This is a genomic window from Rugamonas sp. GW822-FHT03B10 (genome assembly GCF_058801745.1).
Genome location: NZ_JBXANP010000017.1, coordinates 37,195 through 54,507, shown reverse-complemented (window position 1 = coordinate 54,507; position 17,313 = coordinate 37,195). Strand labels below are relative to the sequence as shown.

Genomic DNA, 17,313 nt, shown 5'->3' with positions numbered 1-17,313 from the left:
GGCGGGACGGCCGCCCACGGCGGCCCTGAAACGGGAACGCCGGCGGCCACGGGCCGCCGGCGTCGCAAGGCTTAGTCGCCGGAACGGTAGTTCGGCGCTTCCTTGGTGATTTGCACGTCGTGCACGTGCGATTCGCGCATGCCGGCCGAGGTGATCTCGACGAATTCGGCCTTGCTGCGCAGTTCGTCGATGGTGGCGCAACCGCAGTAGCCCATCGACTGGCGCACACCGCCCACCAGCTGGAAGATGATGGCCAGCACGGAGCCCTTGTAGGCCACGCGGCCTTCGATACCTTCGGGCACGAACTTGTCCTGCTTCATGGCGGCGTCCTGGAAGTAGCGGTCGGCCGAGCCGTCCGACATCGCGCCCAGCGAGCCCATGCCACGGTAGGACTTGTAGCTGCGGCCCTGGTACAGGATCACTTCGCCCGGCGCCTCTTCCGTGCCGGCGAACATGGAACCCATCATCACGGTCGACGCGCCGGCCGCCAGGGCCTTGGAGATGTCGCCCGAGAAGCGGATGCCGCCGTCGGCGATGCAGGGCACGCCCGTGCCTTCCAGCGCCTCGGACACGTTCGAGATGGCGGTGATCTGCGGCACGCCCACGCCGGCCACGATGCGGGTGGTGCAGATCGAGCCGGGGCCGATGCCGACCTTGACGGCGTCCGCGCCGTACTCGACCAGCGCCTTGGCGGCGGCGGCCGTGGCGATGTTACCGCCGATCACGTCCACGTGCGGGAAGCGGGTCTTGATCCATTTCACGCGGTCCAGGATGCCTTGCGAGTGGCCGTGGGCGGTGTCGACCACCAGCACGTCCACGCCGGCGGCCACCAGCAGCTCGATGCGCTCCTCGTCCTTGGCGCCCACGCCGACGGCGGCGCCGACCAGCAGCTTGCCCTGGCTATCCTTGGACGCCAGCGGGTGCTCGGTCGACTTCTGGATGTCCTTGACGGTGATCAGACCCTTCAGCTCGAAGGCGTCGTTCACCACCAGCACGCGCTCCAGGCGGTGCTTGTTCATCAGGCGCTTGGCCTCGGCCGTGTCGGCGCCTTCCTTGACGTACACCAGCTTTTCGCGCGGCGTCATCTTGGCGCGCGCCTCGGCGTCCAGTTCCTGTTCAAAACGCAGGTCGCGGTTGGTGATGATGCCCACCACTTCCTTGCCGGACACGACAGGGAAACCGGAAATGCCATACTGCTCGGTCAGCTTGATGACGTCGCGGATCTTCATCTCGGGCGGGATGGTGATCGGGTCGCGCAGCACGCCGGCCTCGAAACGCTTGACGCGCGCCACTTCACGGGCCTGGTCCTTCGGCTTGAGGTTCTTGTGGATGATGCCGATGCCACCCTCTTGCGCCATGGCGATGGCCAGACGGGCTTCGGTGACGGTGTCCATCGCGGCCGACAGCAGCGGGATGTTCAGGCTGATATTGCGGGTCAGGCGGGTTTTGAGGGACGTATCGGCAGGCAGGACGTTCGAGTACGCTGGGACGAGCAGCACGTCATCGAATGTGAGTGCTTTTTGGAGTAGACGCATAGCATTTCCTATTGGCGCAAAAGCAGATTATACAGAATTCTGGACGCGCCGTCCTTGCGGCGCGGAAAAAAATCCGTCACACCGTTTGCCGCGCGATTGACAGTTGCCGTAAATCATGGCGAAATCTGCCCAGCGGCGCGTTCGCCCTGTCCCCCGGAAAGCATCACCATGAAACCCATTTCTACCCCGCTGCGCGTGGCGCTGGCCGCCGCGCTGCTGGCCGTCTCGACCCAGGCGCTGGCGCAATACCTGTGGATAGACGAAAAAGGCATCAAGCAATTGTCCGACCGCCCGCCCCCGCCCAACATCCCCGAGAAGAACATCCTGAAGGCGCCCGGCAAGCCGCTGTTCAACCCCTACGCGCCGGCACCCGACGAGCAGCCGGCCGACGCGGCCGACGCCAGGGCCAAGGCCCAACCGACGCTGGGCGAGCGCAACGCCGATTTCAACAAGCGCAAGACCGAGGCGGCGCAGGCCGCCCAGAAAAGCGCCGACGAGGCGCGGCGCAAGGCGGCCGAGCAATCGAACTGCGAATCGGCCCGCAACAACCAGCGCGCGCTCGATGAAGGCATGCGCATGACCACCTACGACAAGGATGGCCAGCGGGTCGTCATGGGCGACGCGGAACGGGCGGAATTGGCGAAGAAGACCCGGCAGGCGCTGGCCAACTGCCATTGAACGCAGCGTGTCCCGGGCAATACTTCCCCGCCCCCGCCCCGCCTGCCGTAAGATGGCGCGATCAACATTGACCGACAGGCACGGATGAGCAAGACAGTCACACCAAGGAGCCGCGCCAGCGGCCGCGTCACGCTGGCGGCGGTGGCGGAACGGGCGGGCGTGGCCACCATGACGGCCTCGCGCGCGATCAGCCAGCCGGACATGGTGTCGTCGGCGCTGCGCGAGCGCGTGCAGCGGGCGGTGGAGGAACTGGGCTACGTGCCCAACCGCGCCGCGCGCGCGCTGGCCTCGGCGCAATCGAAGGTGATCGTGGTGCTGGTGCCGTCGCTGTCGAACGCCGTGTTCACGGCCGTGCTGGCCGGCATCCAGGACGCGCTCGACGCCGACGACTACCAGATCCTGATCGGCAACACGCGCTACTCCGACGCCGAGGAGGAGAAGCTGCTCGGCATCTACCTGCAATCGAACCCGGACGGCATCCTGCTGTCCGGCCTCACGCACAGCCCGCGCGTGGAACGCATGCTGGCCGCCTCGCGCGTGCCCATCGTCTCGATGATGGATCTATCGGACGATCCGGCCCAGTTGACGGTGGGCTTCTCCCAGTTCCAGGCCGGCCAGGCGATGACGCGCTACCTGATCGACAAAGGCCACAAGCGCATCGGCTTCATCGGCGCCCAGCTCGACGAACGCACGCTGAAGCGGGCCGACGGCTACCGCCAGGCCATGCGCGAAGCGGGGCTGGCCGACGCCAAGCTGGAGCTGATGGTGCCCGATCCGTCCACCATCGCGCTGGGCGCCGAACTGCTGGGCCGCATGCTGGCGCAGGCGCCCGACTGCGACGCCATCTTCTGCTGCAACGACGACTTGGCGCACGGCGCCATCTACCAGTGCCAGCGGCGCGGCATCGCCGTGCCCCGGCAGCTGGCCATCTGCGGCTTCAACGACCTGCCCGCCTCGGCCTGGATGAATCCATCGGTCACCACGATCGGCACGCCGCGCTACCGCATCGGCCACGAAGCGGCCACCCTGCTGCGCAGCGTGATCCGGGGCGAAACGCCGTCCACCCCCCACCTCGACCTGGGCTTCACGCTGATGGCGCGCGAAAGCGCCTGAACGCGAAGCCGCGCAAAAAACCGGGGTCAGGTCATGCCTTCACGCAAGATGCGTGAAGGCATGACCTGACCCCGGTTTTGGGTCCGCTGTTGTCCACACGCCACAACAAACCGCACGCGATCACCCCGGCCAAGCGGCCTGCTGCATCGCAGCATCGATTCCGCTTTACAAATCGGCGCGATGGTCTAGACTTCGATTCCGATGTTAGCGCTATCATTTCACCGAAACCCAAGTTCCAAACTAAGCAGGCACACCACGATATGAGCAAAACCAACCACCCCACCTGCTGGGTCGTCATGGGCGTCAGCGGCTGCGGCAAGAGCGAGATCGGGCAACGGCTGGCGGCTGCGCTGGACCTGCCCTTCCTCGAAGGCGACAGCTTCCACTCCGCCGCCAACGTCGCCAAGATGGCCGCCGGCATGCCGCTGACGGACGACGACCGCGCCGGCTGGCTGCACACGCTGCAGCAGCAGATCAGCGAGGCGACGGCGCAAGGCCGCGGCCTGGTGCTGTCGTGCTCCGCCCTCAAGCGGCGCTACCGCGACCTGCTGCGCGCCGGCAATCCCGCCCTGCGTTTCGCCCACCTGTCCGGGCCGCGCAGCGTGATCGCGGAACGCATGGCGGCGCGCGTGAACCACTACATGCCGCCCTCCCTGCTCGACAGCCAGCTGCGCGACCTGGAACCGCTGCAGCCTGACGAGGCGGGCGTGCTGCTGGACCTGAACCAGTCGCCGCAACAACTGGTCGACGCCATCCTGGACAACCAGGGCGCACGCGCATAACGCCGCGCCCACCCACACCACCAACGGAGACAACATGAACACCACCCAACCCCACCAGAAAATTCCCAAGCGCCGCTGGGGCATCGGCGCCCTGCTCGGCATGGGCGTGCTGATCAACTACATCGACCGCATCGGCCTGTCCGTGGCCGCGCCGCAGATCAAGGAGCTGTTCAACCTGTCGGCCGTGGAGCTGGGCTTGCTGTTCAGTGCCTTCGCCTGGTCCTACTCGGTGCTGCAGATCCCGGTCGGCATGGTGCTGGACCGCTTCGGCCCGACCCGCGTGGGCCGCTGGGGCGCGTTCCTGTGGGGCGTGGCATCGACCATCACCGCCTTCTCCAGCGGCTTCGCCGGCATCTTCGCGGCCCGCATCCTGCTCGGCATCGCCGAGGCGCCGGCCTTCCCCGTCAGCTCCAAGGCCACCGGCTACTGGTTCCCGCGCCACGAGCGCGGCATGGCCACCGCCATCTTCGACGCGGCGGCCAAGTTCTCCAACGTGATCGGCGTGCCGCTGATCGCCGTCACCATCGTCAGCCTCGGCTGGCGCTGGGGCTTCGCCCTGACCGCCCTGCTCAGCTTCAGCTACTTCATCGCCTTCTTCGTGTTCTACCGCGACCCGAGCGCCGATCCCAAACTGTCGAAGCAGGAACTGCATTACATCCAGCAAGGCGGCGCGGCGCCCGAGGGCCCGTCCAACGCGGGCGCGTTCAACATGCTGGGCTATCTGCTGGGCAAATCGAAGGTGTGGGGCCTGACCATCGGCTTCGCCGCCTATGGCTACTCGTTCTACCTGTTCCTCACCTGGTTGCCCGGCTACCTGGTGCAGACCATGCACATGAGCATACTGAAATCGGCCGGCTTCGCCGCCATCCCCTGGGCCGTGGCCACCGCCACCGATTTGTTCGTGGGCGGCTGGCTGATCGACCACCTGATCTCGCGCGGCAAGGATGAATCGCTGGTGCGCAAGGGCGTGCTGATCGTCGGCATGCTGCTCGGGCTGGCCGTGTTCGGCGCCACCCGGACCACCGATCCCGTGTGGGCCATCGTGTGGATCTCGATCGCGCTGGGCGGCCTGGCCTCGGCCGCGCCGGTGGGCTGGTCGTTGCCATCGCTGATCGCGCCGAAGGGCGGCGCCGGCACCATCGGCGGCATCATGAACTTCGCCAACAACCTGATGGGTGCGGCCGCCCCCATTGTCACCGGCATCATCGTCGGCGCCACCAACTCGTTCGCCAACGCGTTCATGGTGGCCGGCGTGATCCTGCTGGTGGGGATCGTGTCCTTCGTGTTCGTGCTCGGCAAAATCGAGCCCATCCCCGATCCGGAACCGGCCGCACCGACGCCGCTGCCGGTCCACTGACCTGGCCACTGACATGGCCGCTGACCGGTCCAACGACCGGCCCACCGACACCGGCGCGGAACACCGCTTCCACGCCATGTAACCGCCGTCCCCGCGCCGGGACGGCGAACCACCCGCCCGCGCGCACCCGCAGCGCGCGCGGCATCCATAACAACTCTGGAGACTTAGATGAACATTCGCATTCCCGCGCTGACCGCGCTCGCCCTTACCCTGTCCGGCGCCGCCCTGGCCGACAGCAACGTCACCTTCTACGGCGTGATGGATCTGGGCGTATCGCAGGACCGGGGCGGTATCGCCGGCACCTCGACCCGCGTCACCAGCGGCATGGCCACGCAAAGCCGTTGGGGCTTTCGCGGCAATGAAGACCTGGGCGGCGGCTTATCGGCCTTCTTCGTGATCGAAGGCGGCATCCACGCCGACACAGGCAGCTCGACCCAGAACAACACGCTGTTCGGCCGCAACACGGCGGTCGGCTTGCGCGGCAACTTCGGCGCCATCTCGGCCGGCCTGCAGGACACGCCGTTGTTCACCACCCTCAACACCATCGTCGACCCGCTGCGCAACGGCATCGCCCGTTCCAACAACCTGATGGCGTCGACCGGCTTCCGCGCCAATAACTCGGTGCTGTACCGCAGCCCGGAGTTCAACGGCTTCAGCGGCGATGCGATGTTCGCGGCCGGTGAAGTGGCGGGCGACAACGCGGCCGGCCGCGCGCTGGGCGGCTCCTTCGGCTACAGCAACGGCCCGTTCAACGTGCGCCTGGCCTACCACCACCGCGACAACGACACGGCCGTGCTGAAGAACCAGGAGGCGGCCCGCAACACGCTGCTCGGCGCCAATTACGATTTCGGCCCGGCCAAATTCTATGCCGGCTACGGCGTGGACAAGGGCTTGAACAGCGCCTCACTCAACAACACGGCCGCCAGCTTCGGCGGCGCGGCGCCCACCGCGTCCACCGACAGCCGCGACCTGCTGCTGGGGGTGTCCGTCCCGTTCGGCGTGAGCACCGTGGTGGCCACCTACATCCGCAAGGACGACCGCAGCGCCTTCAACCAGGACGCGCAGCAGTATGCGCTGGCCTATATGTATGGCTTATCCAAGCGCACCGACCTGTACACCTCGTACGCGCTGATCCGCAACCATAACGGCGCGGCTTACACGGAAGGCAACAGCGAGGAACCGGGGACGGGGAATAAGCAGTTCACGGCTGGCTTGCGTCATCGTTTCTGATTTTTCCGGCGCTTCTTTGGTAGCGCTATCACTGAAAAAGCCAGGGTCGGACCCAGGGGTCTGACCCTTTTTAAGCGGCAAAGCTCAGGGTTGGGGTTTGGCCTTGCGGCGGCGGCGGGCGTTCTTGGGGTCGGCGATCAGCGGGCGGTAGAGTTCCACCCGGTCGTGCTCGCGCAGCACCGTGTCCAGCGTCTTCTTCTTGCTGTAGATGCCGACCTGCAGTGCCGTCAGGTCGATGCCGGGCATGGCTTGCCCCAGGCCGCTGAGGGCGATGGCCTGCGCCACGGTGGTGCCGGCGTCCACCGTCAGATCGCGCAGGAACTGCTGTTCGGGCAGCGCGTAGCACACCTGGATGTGAATCTGGTCAGCCATACACCGTCTCCGCCCGTTTGCAGAAGCAATCGACCATGCTGTTGGCGATCATGCCGAACACGGGGCCGATCAGTTGTTCCAGCAGCGCGCTGGAGAATTCGTAATGCAGGTCCAGCTCCACCTTGCATGCGTCGTCGCGCAGCGGTTTGATGTTCCACACCCCATCGAGGGCCTTGAAAGGTCCGTCCACCAGCCGCATCTGTATCGTGCTGTGCGGCGTGTTGACGTTCGCGGTCGTGAAGCTCTGGCGCACGCCGCGATAATGGATGGCCAGGCTGGCCACCACCGTCTCCTCGCTGCGCTCCTTCACTTCAACACCCCCGCACCATGGCAGAAACTTGGGATAATCCTCGATCGCCGCCACCAGGTTGAACATCTGTTGGGCGCTGTAGCCGAGGAAAACTGTTTTGTGAACTACTGCCATTACGTAACCGTTTGCTATGATGTTGAATTATTCGCGTTTTTGGCGCGTCCCCGTAGTTTAACCGACCCGCGCCCGTTTTTAGTAATTACCACGCCATGACCATTGCCGATAATAGAAAAGCCTTTCACGACTACTTCATCGAGGACCGCTACGAAGCGGGCATCGTGCTGGAAGGCTGGGAAGTGAAAGCGATCCGCGACGCGCGGGTGCAGATCAAGGAAGCCTACGTCACCATCAAGGGCGACGAGCTGTTCCTGTTCGGCGCCCACATCAGCGCCCTGCCCACCGCTTCCACCCACATCCATCCGGAGGCCGTGCGCACCCGCAAGCTGCTGCTGCACCGCCAGGAGATGGATAAGCTGATCGGCAAGGTGGAACGGGCCGGCTACACGCTGGTGCCGCTCAACCTGCACTACAAGGGCGGCCGCGTGAAATGCGAGATCGGCCTGGCCAAGGGTAAGAAGATGCACGACAAGCGGGCCGCCGAGAAGGACCGCGACGGCAAGCGCGAAGTGGCGTCGGCCATGAAGCAGCACCGCCGCTGACCGCCGCGCCGTGCGCCGGACCTGACGCAACGCACGCCATCGTGCATATTCTTCGGACACCAGCAACCAGTTGAATCTTGCCTGATGATACAATCAGGCAACCACCGGCGCCTTGTCCTGCGCCGGTTTCATTCGTCATTCGCCGAAGGCAAACCCTCCGAAAGGTGGGGACGCAAAACCACCGGCCTACAGCGCGCACGCGCCAAGGTAGCGGGGTTGCCAACGTCGGGTCGTCCGCGCCTTGCATGGTCGCCAACGTTGTCGCAGCGTGGCCTTCGCACACAGGGAAGCGCCACGCCATGCAGACTTGCCAGCCATCTTCGTTCCCCACCGCCCGTCCGGGCTTGCTGCTGGCGGCCGCCATTGCGGCCCTGCTGAGCGCATGCGGCGGCACGCCCGGCCAGGACAGCGCGCCGGCCGGCGCCCGGGTGGCGGCCATGGTGGCCACCTCCACCACCACGCTGGAACTGGACAACCCCATCCTGCCGGCGGCGGCCAACCTGATAGTGCAACCGGCCTACCACATCGCGCCCGTGCTGCTCGACGCGCCCGACGACACCGACGCCGACGGCTATGCCGCCAGCGCCCGCCGCGGCCCGCGCACCATGCTGCTGCCGCCGTCCGCGCGCCGGCTGTCCACGCGCCGCCTGCCGCTGGACCGGCTCGAATACGCCCCGCCCCAGTCGCAGGACAGCACGCTGGCGCCGATGGCCACCAGCGGCACCGTCACCACCTACACGCCGGCCCAGATCCGCGCCGCCTACGGGCTGCCTGCCCTGCCGCCGTCCGGCACCACGCTGAGCCCGGCCCTGGCGGCGCAACTGGGCGCCGGCCAGACCATCTACATCGTGGACGCCATGCATAATCCGAACGTGGCCACCGAACTGGCCGCGTTCAATGCGAAATTCGGCCTGCCGGCCTGCACCCGCAAGAGCATCGCCACCAGCGCCGTCCTGCCGCTGGCCGCGCCGTCGGCCGGCGGCTGCGACCTGTCGGTCGTGTTCAACACCAGCGCCGGCGCCATGACGGCCACCCAGCCAGCCTACGATGCGGGCTGGGCCACGGAAATCTCGCTTGACGTCCAGTGGGCGCACGCCACGGCGCCGCTGGCGCGCATCGTCCTGATCGAGGCGGCCAGCCCGTCGGTCGACAGCCTGCAGGGCGCCATCAGGCTGGCCAACGCGATGGGGCCGGGCGTGGTGTCGATGAGCTTCGGCACGCCCGAGGGCAGCTGGACGGGGTCGGCCAACGCCGTCTTCACGGCCGCCAACATGAGCTACCTGGCCGCCACCGGCGACTCGGGCGCCGGCGTGCAATGGCCGGCCGTGTCGCCCAACGTGGTGGCCGTGGGCGGCACCTCGCTCACCTACACGGGCAGCGGCAGCCGCAGCGAAGTGGGCTGGTCCCTGACCGGCGGCGGCGTCAGCGCCTACACGACCACACCCGCCTACCAGAGCAGCGCCGTGCCCGGCCTGGGCACGCTGGCCCATCGCGGCGTGGCCGACGTGTCGTTCAACGCCGATCCGAAAACGGGCCAGTACGTGGCCGTGATCGCCGCCGGCGCCACCACGCCGAGCTGGATCAGCGCCGGCGGCACCAGCCTGTCCACGCCGCAGTGGGCCGGCCTGATCGCCGTGGCCAACGCCACCCGCGCGCTGAACGCCAGGCCGGCGCTGGGCGCGCCGCACGCCGTCCTGTATGGTCAGATCGCGAGCGTGCCCGGCAACTACGCCAGCGCGTTCGGCGACGTGATCGCGGGCAGCGACGGCAGCTGCGCCACCTGCAGCGCCAGGAGCGGCTACGACCAGCTGAGCGGCCTGGGCACGCCCAACGCGAGCAGCCTGCTGGGCGCCCTGTCCGGCGCCACGGCCGTGGCCACCGCGCCCACCGTGGTGTCGGCCGCCGTCAGCGGCAAGGCGGGCACGGCGCTGTCGTTCACCGTGTCCGCCTCCGGCGCCAATGCGCTCAGCTACACCCTGAGCGGGGCGCCGTCCGGCATGGCCATCGGCAGCACCGGCGTGGTGAGCTGGGCCACGCCGGTCGCCGGCACCTACACCGTGGTTGTCACCGCCACCGACAGCAAGACCGGTCTCAAGGGCCAGGGCGCCTACACCGTCACCATCGCGGCCGCCAGCGCGCCCGTCGTCACCGGCGGCAGCATCACCGGCAAGGTCGGCACGGCGTTGTCGTTCACGGTCGCGGTCAGCAGCGCCAATCCCGTCACCTATGCGCTGAGCGGCGCGCCGGCCGGCATGGCCATCGGCAGCAGCGGCGTGGTGAGCTGGGCCGCCCCCGTGGCCGGCAGCTACAGCGTGACCGTGACGGCCAGGGACAGCAAGACCGGCCTGACCGGCCAGGGCGTGGTCAAGATCTCGATCGGCACCAGCACCGCCGTCAGTTCCAGCCTGACCGTCAACGCGCCGGCCTTGTCGGGCGTGGCGGGCAAGCCGCTGGCCGGCACCATCGGCATCAGCGCGCCGGGCAGCAGCTATGTGAGGATTTCGATTTCCAACGCGCCGCTGGGGATCATGTTCACGCCGAATGGACTGAACATCGGCGTCAACTGGGCCAGCCCGGTGACGGGCAGCTACAAGCTGCTGATCGTGGTCAGCGATTCGTCCGGCCACAGTGTGCAGACCAGCATGCCCATCACGATCAAGGCCTATTGAGCCAACGGGGCGCGGATGCCGCGACGGCGTCCGCGTCCGTTCCCGTGCCGCCGGTCGATCAAGCCACCCGTCGCTGACCGGGAGCCCCCTGCGCCGTCCCCGCGCCTGCGCCCGCGTCGGCGGGGAACCAGCGGGCGCGCGCCCGCATGAACGGCGTCTCCACCAGGCGGTACAACAACCAGCCACCGAGCAGGCCGGCCGCCATCACCAGCGCGATGCCGGCCGGCGCGTCCGTATCGACCTGCCAGCGCGCCAGCGGTTCCAGCATCAGCTTGAAGATGGGTTTGTGCGCGAGGTAGAGCGCGTACGACCACAAGGCCAGTTGTTCCGCGCCGGGGATGCGCACGCGGTGCAGCAGACTGTTGGGGCTCAGCGCCGCCAGCGTGAGCACGGCGAAACTGGCCGCCAGCAGCGGATAGCCGAAGGTCATCATGGGGAAGGTGAAACCGTAGCCGTCGATCTGGTAGTGGTTCAGGAACAGATAGACCATCGTGGCCAGCGCCGCCAGACCGCCCAGCAGCAGCGCGTTGCCGCGCCGCAGAATGGCGTCATACAGTCCGCCGTGGAAGTTCTTGAGCATGGCGATGGCCACGCCGGGCAGCAGTTCGTCGAAGCGCGCGAAGCTCGAATAGTAGACGTGGACGGCGAAATCGACGTTGTTGATCGCGTTGCGCCCATGCGCCAGCCAGGCCCAGCCCCGCACCACCATGCCGGCCGCGATGGCGCAGCCGAGCACCGCCCAGCCCCAGCGCAGGGCGCGGCGGCGGGTGGCGATCAACAACGCCGCCAACGGCAGAACCATGTAGAACTGCTCCTCCACGCACAGCGACCACGAGTGGGAGAAGGTTGCGCCGAAATGCAGGCCGATGTTCTGGGTGAAGCTCAGGAAGCGCCACAGCGGCGCCGTGTGCGCGCCGCCCAGCTGCGCCGGCAGCAGCAGGTACAGCGCCAGCACGACGTAATAGTTGGGCACCGTGCGCAGCAGCCGGCGCGCGAAGAAGGTCTTGAGCGGGAATGACGTGCCGCGCGCCAGCGGCGACAGGATCTGGTTGCCGATCAGATAGCCGCTCAGCACGAAGAACAGGTCCACGCCCATCCAGCCCATGTCGGTGAGAAAACCAAACGTGGATTTGTGGCTCACCACCACCGCGTAGTGCGACATCAGCACCAGCACGATGGCGCAGGCGCGCAGCGTGTCCAGGCCGTCGATTCGGCGGGTCGTCTTGTGCTCGTTCATTGCACCGGATTCCATCGTTTGGGGAGCGCGCATGCTGTCACAATCTTGCAAATTCATCAAGCGATTTTTGCGCGGGCGGCGCCCCGTCGCCGCCCCGCGCGCCACACCCGCGACCAAGCCCGGTCAAGGTCAACACAAAGCGCGCAAACCCGCGTATTCTAGCGCTTTCCGGGTTGTGCGCCCGGCGTTGCGCGCGCTGACAACGCCGCCTTTTTTGCCACACGACGAATTTCCAATCAGCAACATCCATGCTACACTGCGGCAGGATAGTTCCTCGCGGCGCAGGCCGCGCCGGAACGCAAGAATGACTGAGCAATCTAGACGATGACGAGGCCGACATGGTGCTGAAAACCGCAAGGGCGTTGGGAGCGGGCCTGATCGTGGCCGGGTGCGTGGCCGGATGCGCGGCGCGCTACACGCCCACGCCGCTGGCCACCAATTTTCCGGTATCGAAGCAGCCCAAGCTGCAGGCGGCCGAACACTGGGCCGTGATCGCCGGCCATATCGAACAGCAGTTGAAGGCGGCGCTGGCCAAGCAGCCGCCCCGCCCGCTCTACATCGCCGACGCGCCGCAGGCGACCCCGTTCCAGCGCGCGCTGACGGGCCAGCTGATCACGGCGCTGGTCAACGACGGCTACACGGTGTCGCGCACGGCGCCCGGTTCGCTCAAGGTGGAGCTGGACATGCAGGCCGTGACCTTCAGCGCCAACCGCCCCCAGTACCGCTACCACGGCGAACATGCGGCGCTGGCCTCGGGCGTGTGGGTGCTGAGCGAAATCGACCTGCCGCCGCTGGCCATGGTGGCCGCCGGCGTGGGCGCCTACGATTCCTACAACTGGTTCAACGACCAGTTCGCGCCCGGCGCCACGCCGCGCACGGAAATCATCCTGACGGTCTCCGTCACCGACCAATACCGCTACCTGGCCCGCAACAGCTCGGCCTATTACGTGTCCGACAGCGACCGTCCGCTGTACGGCATCGTGGAGGTGGAGCCGGAAGCCCCCAAACTGACCCGCATGTTCAAGGTGCGGGGGGATATGTAAATGCTGAAACCGCTGAATCGCCTCGCCACCACCACCCTGCTGGCCGCGCCGCTGCTGCTGGCCGGCTGCTCGTCCCCGCCGCCCAAGGACGAAGCCAACTACGCCACCATCTCGTCCAACCAGTTCATCGAATCGAACTACAAGGCGGCCGACGCGCTCATGCATCAGCTGAGCGGCAAACTGGCCGCCGACAAGCCGCTGATCATGGCCACCGTCGTCAACATCGACGCGCTGGAACAGACCACCACGCTGGGCCGGCTCGTGTCGGAACAGATCTCCACGCGCCTGGCGCAGGGCGGCCTGTCGATGCTGGAGATGAAGCTGCGCAATTCCGTCTACCTCAAGCGCAACCAGGGCGAATTGATGCTCACGCGCGAGATCGGCGAAGTGGCGCAGACCCACAACGCGCAAGCGATCGTGGTCGGCTCCTACGCGGAGACCAGCGACATGGTGTTCATCAACCTCAAGGTGATCCAGCCGAACACCAACTTCGTGCTGGCCGGCCAGGACTACGTGCTGGCCAAGGAAGGCATCGTGCGCTCCATGCTGCTGCGGAACTAGCCGCTCAGACCAGCAGGCGCGCGAGGCGCGGCAGCATGTGCTGCGCGCCCGCCTCCACCTTGAAGTCCAGCAGATCGTCGGCCCGCGTCTTGCCGATGTTGAGCGCCACCACCGGCTTGCCCGCCTCCGCCGCCAGCCGGCAGAAACGGTAGCCGGAAAACACCATCAGCGACGACCCCACCACCAGCAAGGCATCGGCCTCGTGCATCAGTTGCAGCGCGTCGGCGCTGCGCTGGGGCGGGATGTTATCGCCGAAGAAGACCACATCGGGCTGCAGCACGCCGCCGCATCGCTCGCACGCGGGCACGCGGAAGTCGTCCAGCGCCTCCGGCTCCAGCGCCGCGTCGCCGTCGGGCAGCGGGCGCGCGCTGGCGCCGGCCAGCGCGGGATTGTCGCGCTCCAGCCGCTGCTGGATCGCGGCCCGCGCCTCGCGCACGCCGCAATCGAGGCAGACGACATCATGGATGCTCCCATGCAGTTCGATCAGCCGGTTGCTGCCGGCCCGCTGGTGCAGGCCATCGACGTTCTGGGTGACCAGCGCCCCGAGGTAGCCGCCCTGCTCCAGCTCGGCCAGCGCCACATGGCCGGCGTTCGGCTCGGCCCCGGCCAGCGTGGACCAGCCCACCAGGCTGCGCGCCCAATAGCGGCGCCGCACCGCGTCGGAACGGCGGAATTCCGGCCCCTGCACGGGCTGGCGGCCGCGCCGCACGCCATCCTCGTCGCGGTAGCCGGGGATGCCGGAGGCCGTGCTCATGCCCGCGCCGGTCAGCACCAGCACGCTCGCGTGGGCGCGCAGGAAGGCCGCCAGCCTCTCAAGCTGCCTCAGTTCATCGGCGTTTCCTCGCTCCCCGTTCATGCGGACTGTGCTCCTGCATCGGTCGTGACCAGAGCTTATTGTAATTATCTTTTGGGCGCCGTGCCTGTCCGTTTTTGCAGGATCACGAGCGCGATGCCGCCCAGGATGGCGGCGGAGGCCAGCACCAGCCGCAGCGTGAGCGCTTCGCCCAGCAACGCCACGCCGCCGAGCGCCGCGATCACGGGCACGCTCAGCTGCAAGGTGGCCGCGCTGGTGGCCCGCAGCGATGGCAGGGCCGCGTACCAGATCGCGTAGCCGATGCCCGAGGTGAGCGCGCCCGACGCGACGGCGTACAGCAGGCCCGCGCCATCGAGCCGGATGCCGTCCGGGCCGGTCAGCGCGATGGCGGCGCTCATGCACACAGCGATCGGCGCCGCGCGCATGAAATTGCCGGCCGTGACGCTGGTGGCATCGCCCGCGCCTTTGCCGCGCAGGGAATAGACGCCCCAGGCCACCCCGGCCCCCATCATCAACAGCGCGCCACCGAGCGGCGGCGCGGTCAGGCCGGGCAGCAGCATGCCCACCAGCCCGGCCAGCGCCAGCAGCAGTCCCGCCCATTGGCGCGGCGCCAGCCGTTCGCCGGCGGCGATGCCGCGTCCTATCATGGTGGCCTGCACGGCGCCGAACAGCAGCAGCGCGCCGCTGGCGGCGGCCAGGTTCACGTAGGCGAAGGAAAAGCCGGCCGCATACGCATACAGGGCCAGCGCGGACAGCCAGTTGCCGCGCCCCGGCCGTGGTGGCGTCGTCGCGCGCAGGCGCACGATGAGCCACAGGGCGAGCGCGCCGGAGACGAGGCGCACGGTGGTGAAGCTGGCAGGATCGATGGCCGTGTGTTTGAGCGCCACCCGGCACAGCAGGGAATTGCTGGCGAAGGCGATCATGGCGATGATGGTCAACAGGGCGATGCGGGCAGCGGGCATGGGCGGTTCGCGGTAAGTGGATGGACAGTGCCCACGCAGCCTGTCACAGCCAGCTTGCTACAGGCTGACACGCCCCTTGAGTTCCTCGACGGCGGCGCGCCAGTCGTCGTAATGCTCGGTTTCGGCCCACAACTGGCGCAGTTCCGACTGCTCCGACAGGATGCGGGCGATCACACGGTGCGCCTTCTCCGCCAGGTCCGCGCGGGGCCGCTGCGGATGCTCGGCGATCCACAGGTCGACGATCTCGGTGTCGTCATCGCGCTGGCCCCAGTGCCCCTGCAGGCGGGCGATGACCTCGATGGCCACCAGCGCCTCGGCCGCGTACGGCGCCTCCAGCATTTCGCCGCTATTGTTGAGGGCCGTGTCGAGCGTGTTCTCGACCGCTTCCATGTTGCGCGTTTCCTGCAAGTCCTCGGCCCAGTCCAGCGCGTAATCGTTGCCGAAGGCATGCGTTGCCCATGTTCCCATCGTGTCCCCCCCGACCAGGGTCCGCCCCTGGTTCTATTGGTTTAAGGGTCTGACCCTTGGGTCTGACCCTGGTTTTATTGTCAGCGCCGCGTAAAACCGGGGTCAGACCGCAAGGGTCAGACCCCAGACCTCGCTATTTTTGCGACTTCACCACCTGCATGGCGGTGGCGATCAGGCCGCTCATGTCGCCCAGGTTGGCGGGGATGATGACCGAATTATTGGTCTTGGCCAGCTGCGCGAACGCGCCCACGTACTGCTCGGCCACCTTGAGGTTGACGGCGTCGGCGCCACCCGGTGCCTGGATCGCCGCGCCCACTTCGCGCAGCGCGCTGGCGGTGGCGTCGGCCAGCGCCACGATGGCGGCCGCCTGGCCCTGGGCGCGGTTGATGGCGGCCTGCTTCTCGCCCTCCGAGCGGGCGATGGCCGCTTCGCGCTCGCCGCTGGCGATGTTGATCTGCTCCTGCTTGCGCCCTTCCGAGGCGGCGATCAGCGCGCGCTTTTCCCGCTCGGCCGTGATCTGGGCCTGCATGGCGTGCAGGATCTCCTTGGGCGGCGTGAGGTCCTTGATCTCGTAGCGCAGCACCTTGACGCCCCAGTTGGCGGCCGATTCGTCGATCGCGTTGACGATGGCGGTGTTGATGTGGTCGCGCTCCTCGAACGTCTTGTCCAGCTCCATGCGGCCGATCACGGAACGCAGCGTGGTCTGCGCCAGCTGGGTGATGGCGGCGATGTAGTTCGACGAACCGTAGGAGGCGCGCATGGCGTCGGTGATCTGGAAGTACAGGATGCCGTCCACTTGCAGCTGCGTGTTGTCCCTGGTGATGCAGACCTGGGGCGGCACGTCGAGCGGGATCTCCTTGAGCGAGTGCTTGTAGGCGATGCGGTCGACGAACGGGATCACGATGTTCAGACCCGGCCCCAGCGTGGCGTGGAATTTGCCAAGCCGCTCGACCACCCACGCGTGCTGCTGGGGCACGACGTTGATGGTCTTGAACACGAAGACCAGCGCCAGGATGAACAAAATGAGGCTGACATTGCCGATGCCGAATTCCATAAAATATCTCCGCTTGTTATTGATTGGTTGGTGCGATTCAAGGTGCGACGATGAGGCGGCTGCCCCGCACTTCGCGGATCGTGTACTGGCCGGGCGCGGCATGGGCGCCGGGCGCCAGCTCCACGTCCCACTGCGCGCCGCGGTACATCACGCGCGCCGTGCCGTCCTGCCACTGCGGCACGTTGACGGTCTGGCCGATGTCGAGATTGACGTTGGGGTCGCGCGCCGTGTCGCCGCGCGTGGGGCGTCCGAACTTGCTGCGCCGGAGCACGGCGGTGGCCACCAGCCCCACCAGCGCCGCCACCATGGTCTGCGCGGGCGTGCCGGCGCCCGCCAGCGCGGCCAGCGCGCCCGTGGCGAGGCCGATGGCGATCATCAGCAGGTAGAAGGTGCCGGTAAACAGTTCCAGGATCGCCGTGGCGCCGGCCGCCACCAGCCAGAAGGTCCAGTCAGCCATGATGTGTTCTCC

General features: G+C 67.4%; 18 protein-coding genes and 1 riboswitch. Of the genes, 9 read left to right on the top strand and 9 right to left on the bottom strand.

Annotation, left to right across the window (positions count from 1 at the left end; translation table 11 throughout):
* Positions 1–71 precede the first annotated feature (71 nt).
* A complete protein-coding gene (gene guaB, locus AC1RQG_RS22085) occupies positions 72–1,535 on the bottom strand; it encodes an IMP dehydrogenase (RefSeq protein WP_493134580.1) in 1,464 nt (487 codons plus the stop codon).
* A 168-nt stretch (positions 1,536–1,703) separates the two neighbouring features.
* Between guaB and AC1RQG_RS22080 the strand changes: the two genes are divergently transcribed.
* The 5 genes from AC1RQG_RS22080 to AC1RQG_RS22060 all read left to right on the top strand — a co-directional run bounded on the left by AC1RQG_RS22080 (position 1,704) and on the right by AC1RQG_RS22060 (position 6,695).
* Positions 1,704–2,213 carry a DUF4124 domain-containing protein gene (locus tag AC1RQG_RS22080; RefSeq protein WP_493134578.1) on the top strand — a complete coding sequence of 170 codons (510 nt, stop codon included), beginning with the start codon at positions 1,704–1,706 and terminating at the stop codon, positions 2,211–2,213.
* Positions 2,214–2,297: 84 nt separating this feature from the next.
* Complete coding sequence (gene gntR, locus AC1RQG_RS22075; protein ID WP_493134576.1) at positions 2,298–3,326, top strand: HTH-type transcriptional regulator GntR; 1,029 nt, start codon at positions 2,298–2,300, stop codon at positions 3,324–3,326.
* A 260-nt stretch (positions 3,327–3,586) separates the two neighbouring features.
* Positions 3,587–4,108 (top strand): gluconokinase, encoded by a 522-nt coding sequence (locus AC1RQG_RS22070; RefSeq protein ID WP_493134574.1) that lies wholly within the window; start codon positions 3,587–3,589, stop codon positions 4,106–4,108.
* Positions 4,109–4,142: 34 nt separating this feature from the next.
* Positions 4,143–5,465: an MFS transporter gene (locus tag AC1RQG_RS22065; protein WP_493134573.1), complete on the top strand. Its 1,323-nt coding sequence runs from the start codon at positions 4,143–4,145 to the stop codon at positions 5,463–5,465.
* A 168-nt stretch (positions 5,466–5,633) separates the two neighbouring features.
* Positions 5,634–6,695 (top strand): porin, encoded by a 1,062-nt coding sequence (locus tag AC1RQG_RS22060; RefSeq protein ID WP_493134572.1) that lies wholly within the window; start codon positions 5,634–5,636, stop codon positions 6,693–6,695.
* An 84-nt stretch (positions 6,696–6,779) separates the two neighbouring features.
* On the opposite strand, the gene AC1RQG_RS22055 is transcribed toward AC1RQG_RS22060, so the two are convergent.
* Entirely contained in the window at positions 6,780–7,067 is a 288-nt protein-coding gene (locus tag AC1RQG_RS22055; RefSeq protein WP_493134571.1) for an RnfH family protein, read from the bottom strand.
* On the bottom strand, positions 7,060–7,491 hold the full coding sequence (locus AC1RQG_RS22050) for a type II toxin-antitoxin system RatA family toxin (RefSeq protein WP_493134569.1): 432 nt from the start codon (positions 7,489–7,491) through the stop codon (positions 7,060–7,062). Before AC1RQG_RS22050 ends, AC1RQG_RS22055 begins: the two co-directional genes overlap by 8 nt.
* Positions 7,492–7,586: 95 nt before the next feature.
* Between AC1RQG_RS22050 and smpB the strand changes: the two genes are divergently transcribed.
* Both smpB and AC1RQG_RS22040 read left to right on the top strand, forming a co-directional pair.
* Positions 7,587–8,036, top strand: a complete 450-nt coding sequence (smpB, locus tag AC1RQG_RS22045) for an SsrA-binding protein SmpB (protein ID WP_182154608.1) — start codon at positions 7,587–7,589, stop codon at positions 8,034–8,036.
* Positions 8,037–8,173: 137 nt separating this feature from the next.
* Positions 8,174–8,260, top strand: a riboswitch (cyclic di-GMP riboswitch).
* Between the two features lie 75 nt (positions 8,261–8,335).
* Positions 8,336–10,705 carry a peptidase S53 gene (locus tag AC1RQG_RS22040; RefSeq protein WP_493134568.1) on the top strand — a complete coding sequence of 790 codons (2,370 nt, stop codon included), beginning with the start codon at positions 8,336–8,338 and terminating at the stop codon, positions 10,703–10,705.
* A gap of 58 nt (positions 10,706–10,763) precedes the next feature.
* On the opposite strand, the gene AC1RQG_RS22035 is transcribed toward AC1RQG_RS22040, so the two are convergent.
* Positions 10,764–11,942, bottom strand: a complete 1,179-nt coding sequence (locus AC1RQG_RS22035) for an acyltransferase family protein (protein ID WP_493134566.1) — start codon at positions 11,940–11,942, stop codon at positions 10,764–10,766.
* Positions 11,943–12,280: 338 nt separating this feature from the next.
* On the opposite strand from AC1RQG_RS22035, the gene AC1RQG_RS22030 reads away from it, so the two are divergent.
* Positions 12,281–12,985 carry a hypothetical protein gene (locus AC1RQG_RS22030; protein WP_493134564.1) on the top strand — a complete coding sequence of 235 codons (705 nt, stop codon included), beginning with the start codon at positions 12,281–12,283 and terminating at the stop codon, positions 12,983–12,985.
* Positions 12,986–13,546 carry a FlgO family outer membrane protein gene (locus AC1RQG_RS22025; RefSeq protein ID WP_493134562.1) on the top strand — a complete coding sequence of 187 codons (561 nt, stop codon included), beginning with the start codon at positions 12,986–12,988 and terminating at the stop codon, positions 13,544–13,546.
* Positions 13,547–13,550: 4 nt separating this feature from the next.
* Here the strand turns inward: AC1RQG_RS22025 and AC1RQG_RS22020 are convergent, their stop codons facing one another.
* The 5 genes from AC1RQG_RS22020 to AC1RQG_RS22000 form a co-directional block, all read right to left on the bottom strand.
* Positions 13,551–14,402, bottom strand: a complete 852-nt coding sequence (locus tag AC1RQG_RS22020; protein ID WP_493134560.1) for an NAD-dependent protein deacetylase — start codon at positions 14,400–14,402, stop codon at positions 13,551–13,553.
* A 44-nt stretch (positions 14,403–14,446) separates the two neighbouring features.
* On the bottom strand, positions 14,447–15,322 hold the full coding sequence (locus AC1RQG_RS22015) for a DMT family transporter (RefSeq protein ID WP_493134558.1): 876 nt from the start codon (positions 15,320–15,322) through the stop codon (positions 14,447–14,449).
* A gap of 57 nt (positions 15,323–15,379) precedes the next feature.
* On the bottom strand, positions 15,380–15,790 hold the full coding sequence (locus AC1RQG_RS22010; RefSeq protein WP_493134556.1) for a DUF4259 domain-containing protein: 411 nt from the start codon (positions 15,788–15,790) through the stop codon (positions 15,380–15,382).
* Between the two features lie 133 nt (positions 15,791–15,923).
* On the bottom strand, positions 15,924–16,844 hold the full coding sequence (locus tag AC1RQG_RS22005) for an SPFH domain-containing protein (protein WP_493134554.1): 921 nt from the start codon (positions 16,842–16,844) through the stop codon (positions 15,924–15,926).
* Between the two features lie 37 nt (positions 16,845–16,881).
* Positions 16,882–17,301: an NfeD family protein gene (locus AC1RQG_RS22000; RefSeq protein ID WP_493134552.1), complete on the bottom strand. Its 420-nt coding sequence runs from the start codon at positions 17,299–17,301 to the stop codon at positions 16,882–16,884.
* Between the last annotated feature and the right edge of the window lie 12 nt (positions 17,302–17,313).

Coding starts and splice junctions, on each gene's coding strand:
- guaB (WP_493134580.1), bottom strand. CDS start 1,535: ATGCGTCTACTCCAAAAAGCACTCACATTCGATGACGTGCTGCTCGTC.
- AC1RQG_RS22080 (WP_493134578.1), top strand. CDS start 1,704: ATGAAACCCATTTCTACCCCGCTGCGCGTGGCGCTGGCCGCCGCGCTG.
- gntR (WP_493134576.1), top strand. CDS start 2,298: ATGAGCAAGACAGTCACACCAAGGAGCCGCGCCAGCGGCCGCGTCACG.
- AC1RQG_RS22070 (WP_493134574.1), top strand. CDS start 3,587: ATGAGCAAAACCAACCACCCCACCTGCTGGGTCGTCATGGGCGTCAGC.
- AC1RQG_RS22065 (WP_493134573.1), top strand. CDS start 4,143: ATGAACACCACCCAACCCCACCAGAAAATTCCCAAGCGCCGCTGGGGC.
- AC1RQG_RS22060 (WP_493134572.1), top strand. CDS start 5,634: ATGAACATTCGCATTCCCGCGCTGACCGCGCTCGCCCTTACCCTGTCC.
- AC1RQG_RS22055 (WP_493134571.1), bottom strand. CDS start 7,067: ATGGCTGACCAGATTCACATCCAGGTGTGCTACGCGCTGCCCGAACAG.
- AC1RQG_RS22050 (WP_493134569.1), bottom strand. CDS start 7,491: ATGGCAGTAGTTCACAAAACAGTTTTCCTCGGCTACAGCGCCCAACAG.
- smpB (WP_182154608.1), top strand. CDS start 7,587: ATGACCATTGCCGATAATAGAAAAGCCTTTCACGACTACTTCATCGAG.
- AC1RQG_RS22040 (WP_493134568.1), top strand. CDS start 8,336: ATGCAGACTTGCCAGCCATCTTCGTTCCCCACCGCCCGTCCGGGCTTG.
- AC1RQG_RS22035 (WP_493134566.1), bottom strand. CDS start 11,942: ATGAACGAGCACAAGACGACCCGCCGAATCGACGGCCTGGACACGCTG.
- AC1RQG_RS22030 (WP_493134564.1), top strand. CDS start 12,281: ATGGTGCTGAAAACCGCAAGGGCGTTGGGAGCGGGCCTGATCGTGGCC.
- AC1RQG_RS22025 (WP_493134562.1), top strand. CDS start 12,986: ATGCTGAAACCGCTGAATCGCCTCGCCACCACCACCCTGCTGGCCGCG.
- AC1RQG_RS22020 (WP_493134560.1), bottom strand. CDS start 14,402: ATGAACGGGGAGCGAGGAAACGCCGATGAACTGAGGCAGCTTGAGAGG.
- AC1RQG_RS22015 (WP_493134558.1), bottom strand. CDS start 15,322: ATGCCCGCTGCCCGCATCGCCCTGTTGACCATCATCGCCATGATCGCC.
- AC1RQG_RS22010 (WP_493134556.1), bottom strand. CDS start 15,790: ATGGGAACATGGGCAACGCATGCCTTCGGCAACGATTACGCGCTGGAC.
- AC1RQG_RS22005 (WP_493134554.1), bottom strand. CDS start 16,844: ATGGAATTCGGCATCGGCAATGTCAGCCTCATTTTGTTCATCCTGGCG.
- AC1RQG_RS22000 (WP_493134552.1), bottom strand. CDS start 17,301: ATGGCTGACTGGACCTTCTGGCTGGTGGCGGCCGGCGCCACGGCGATC.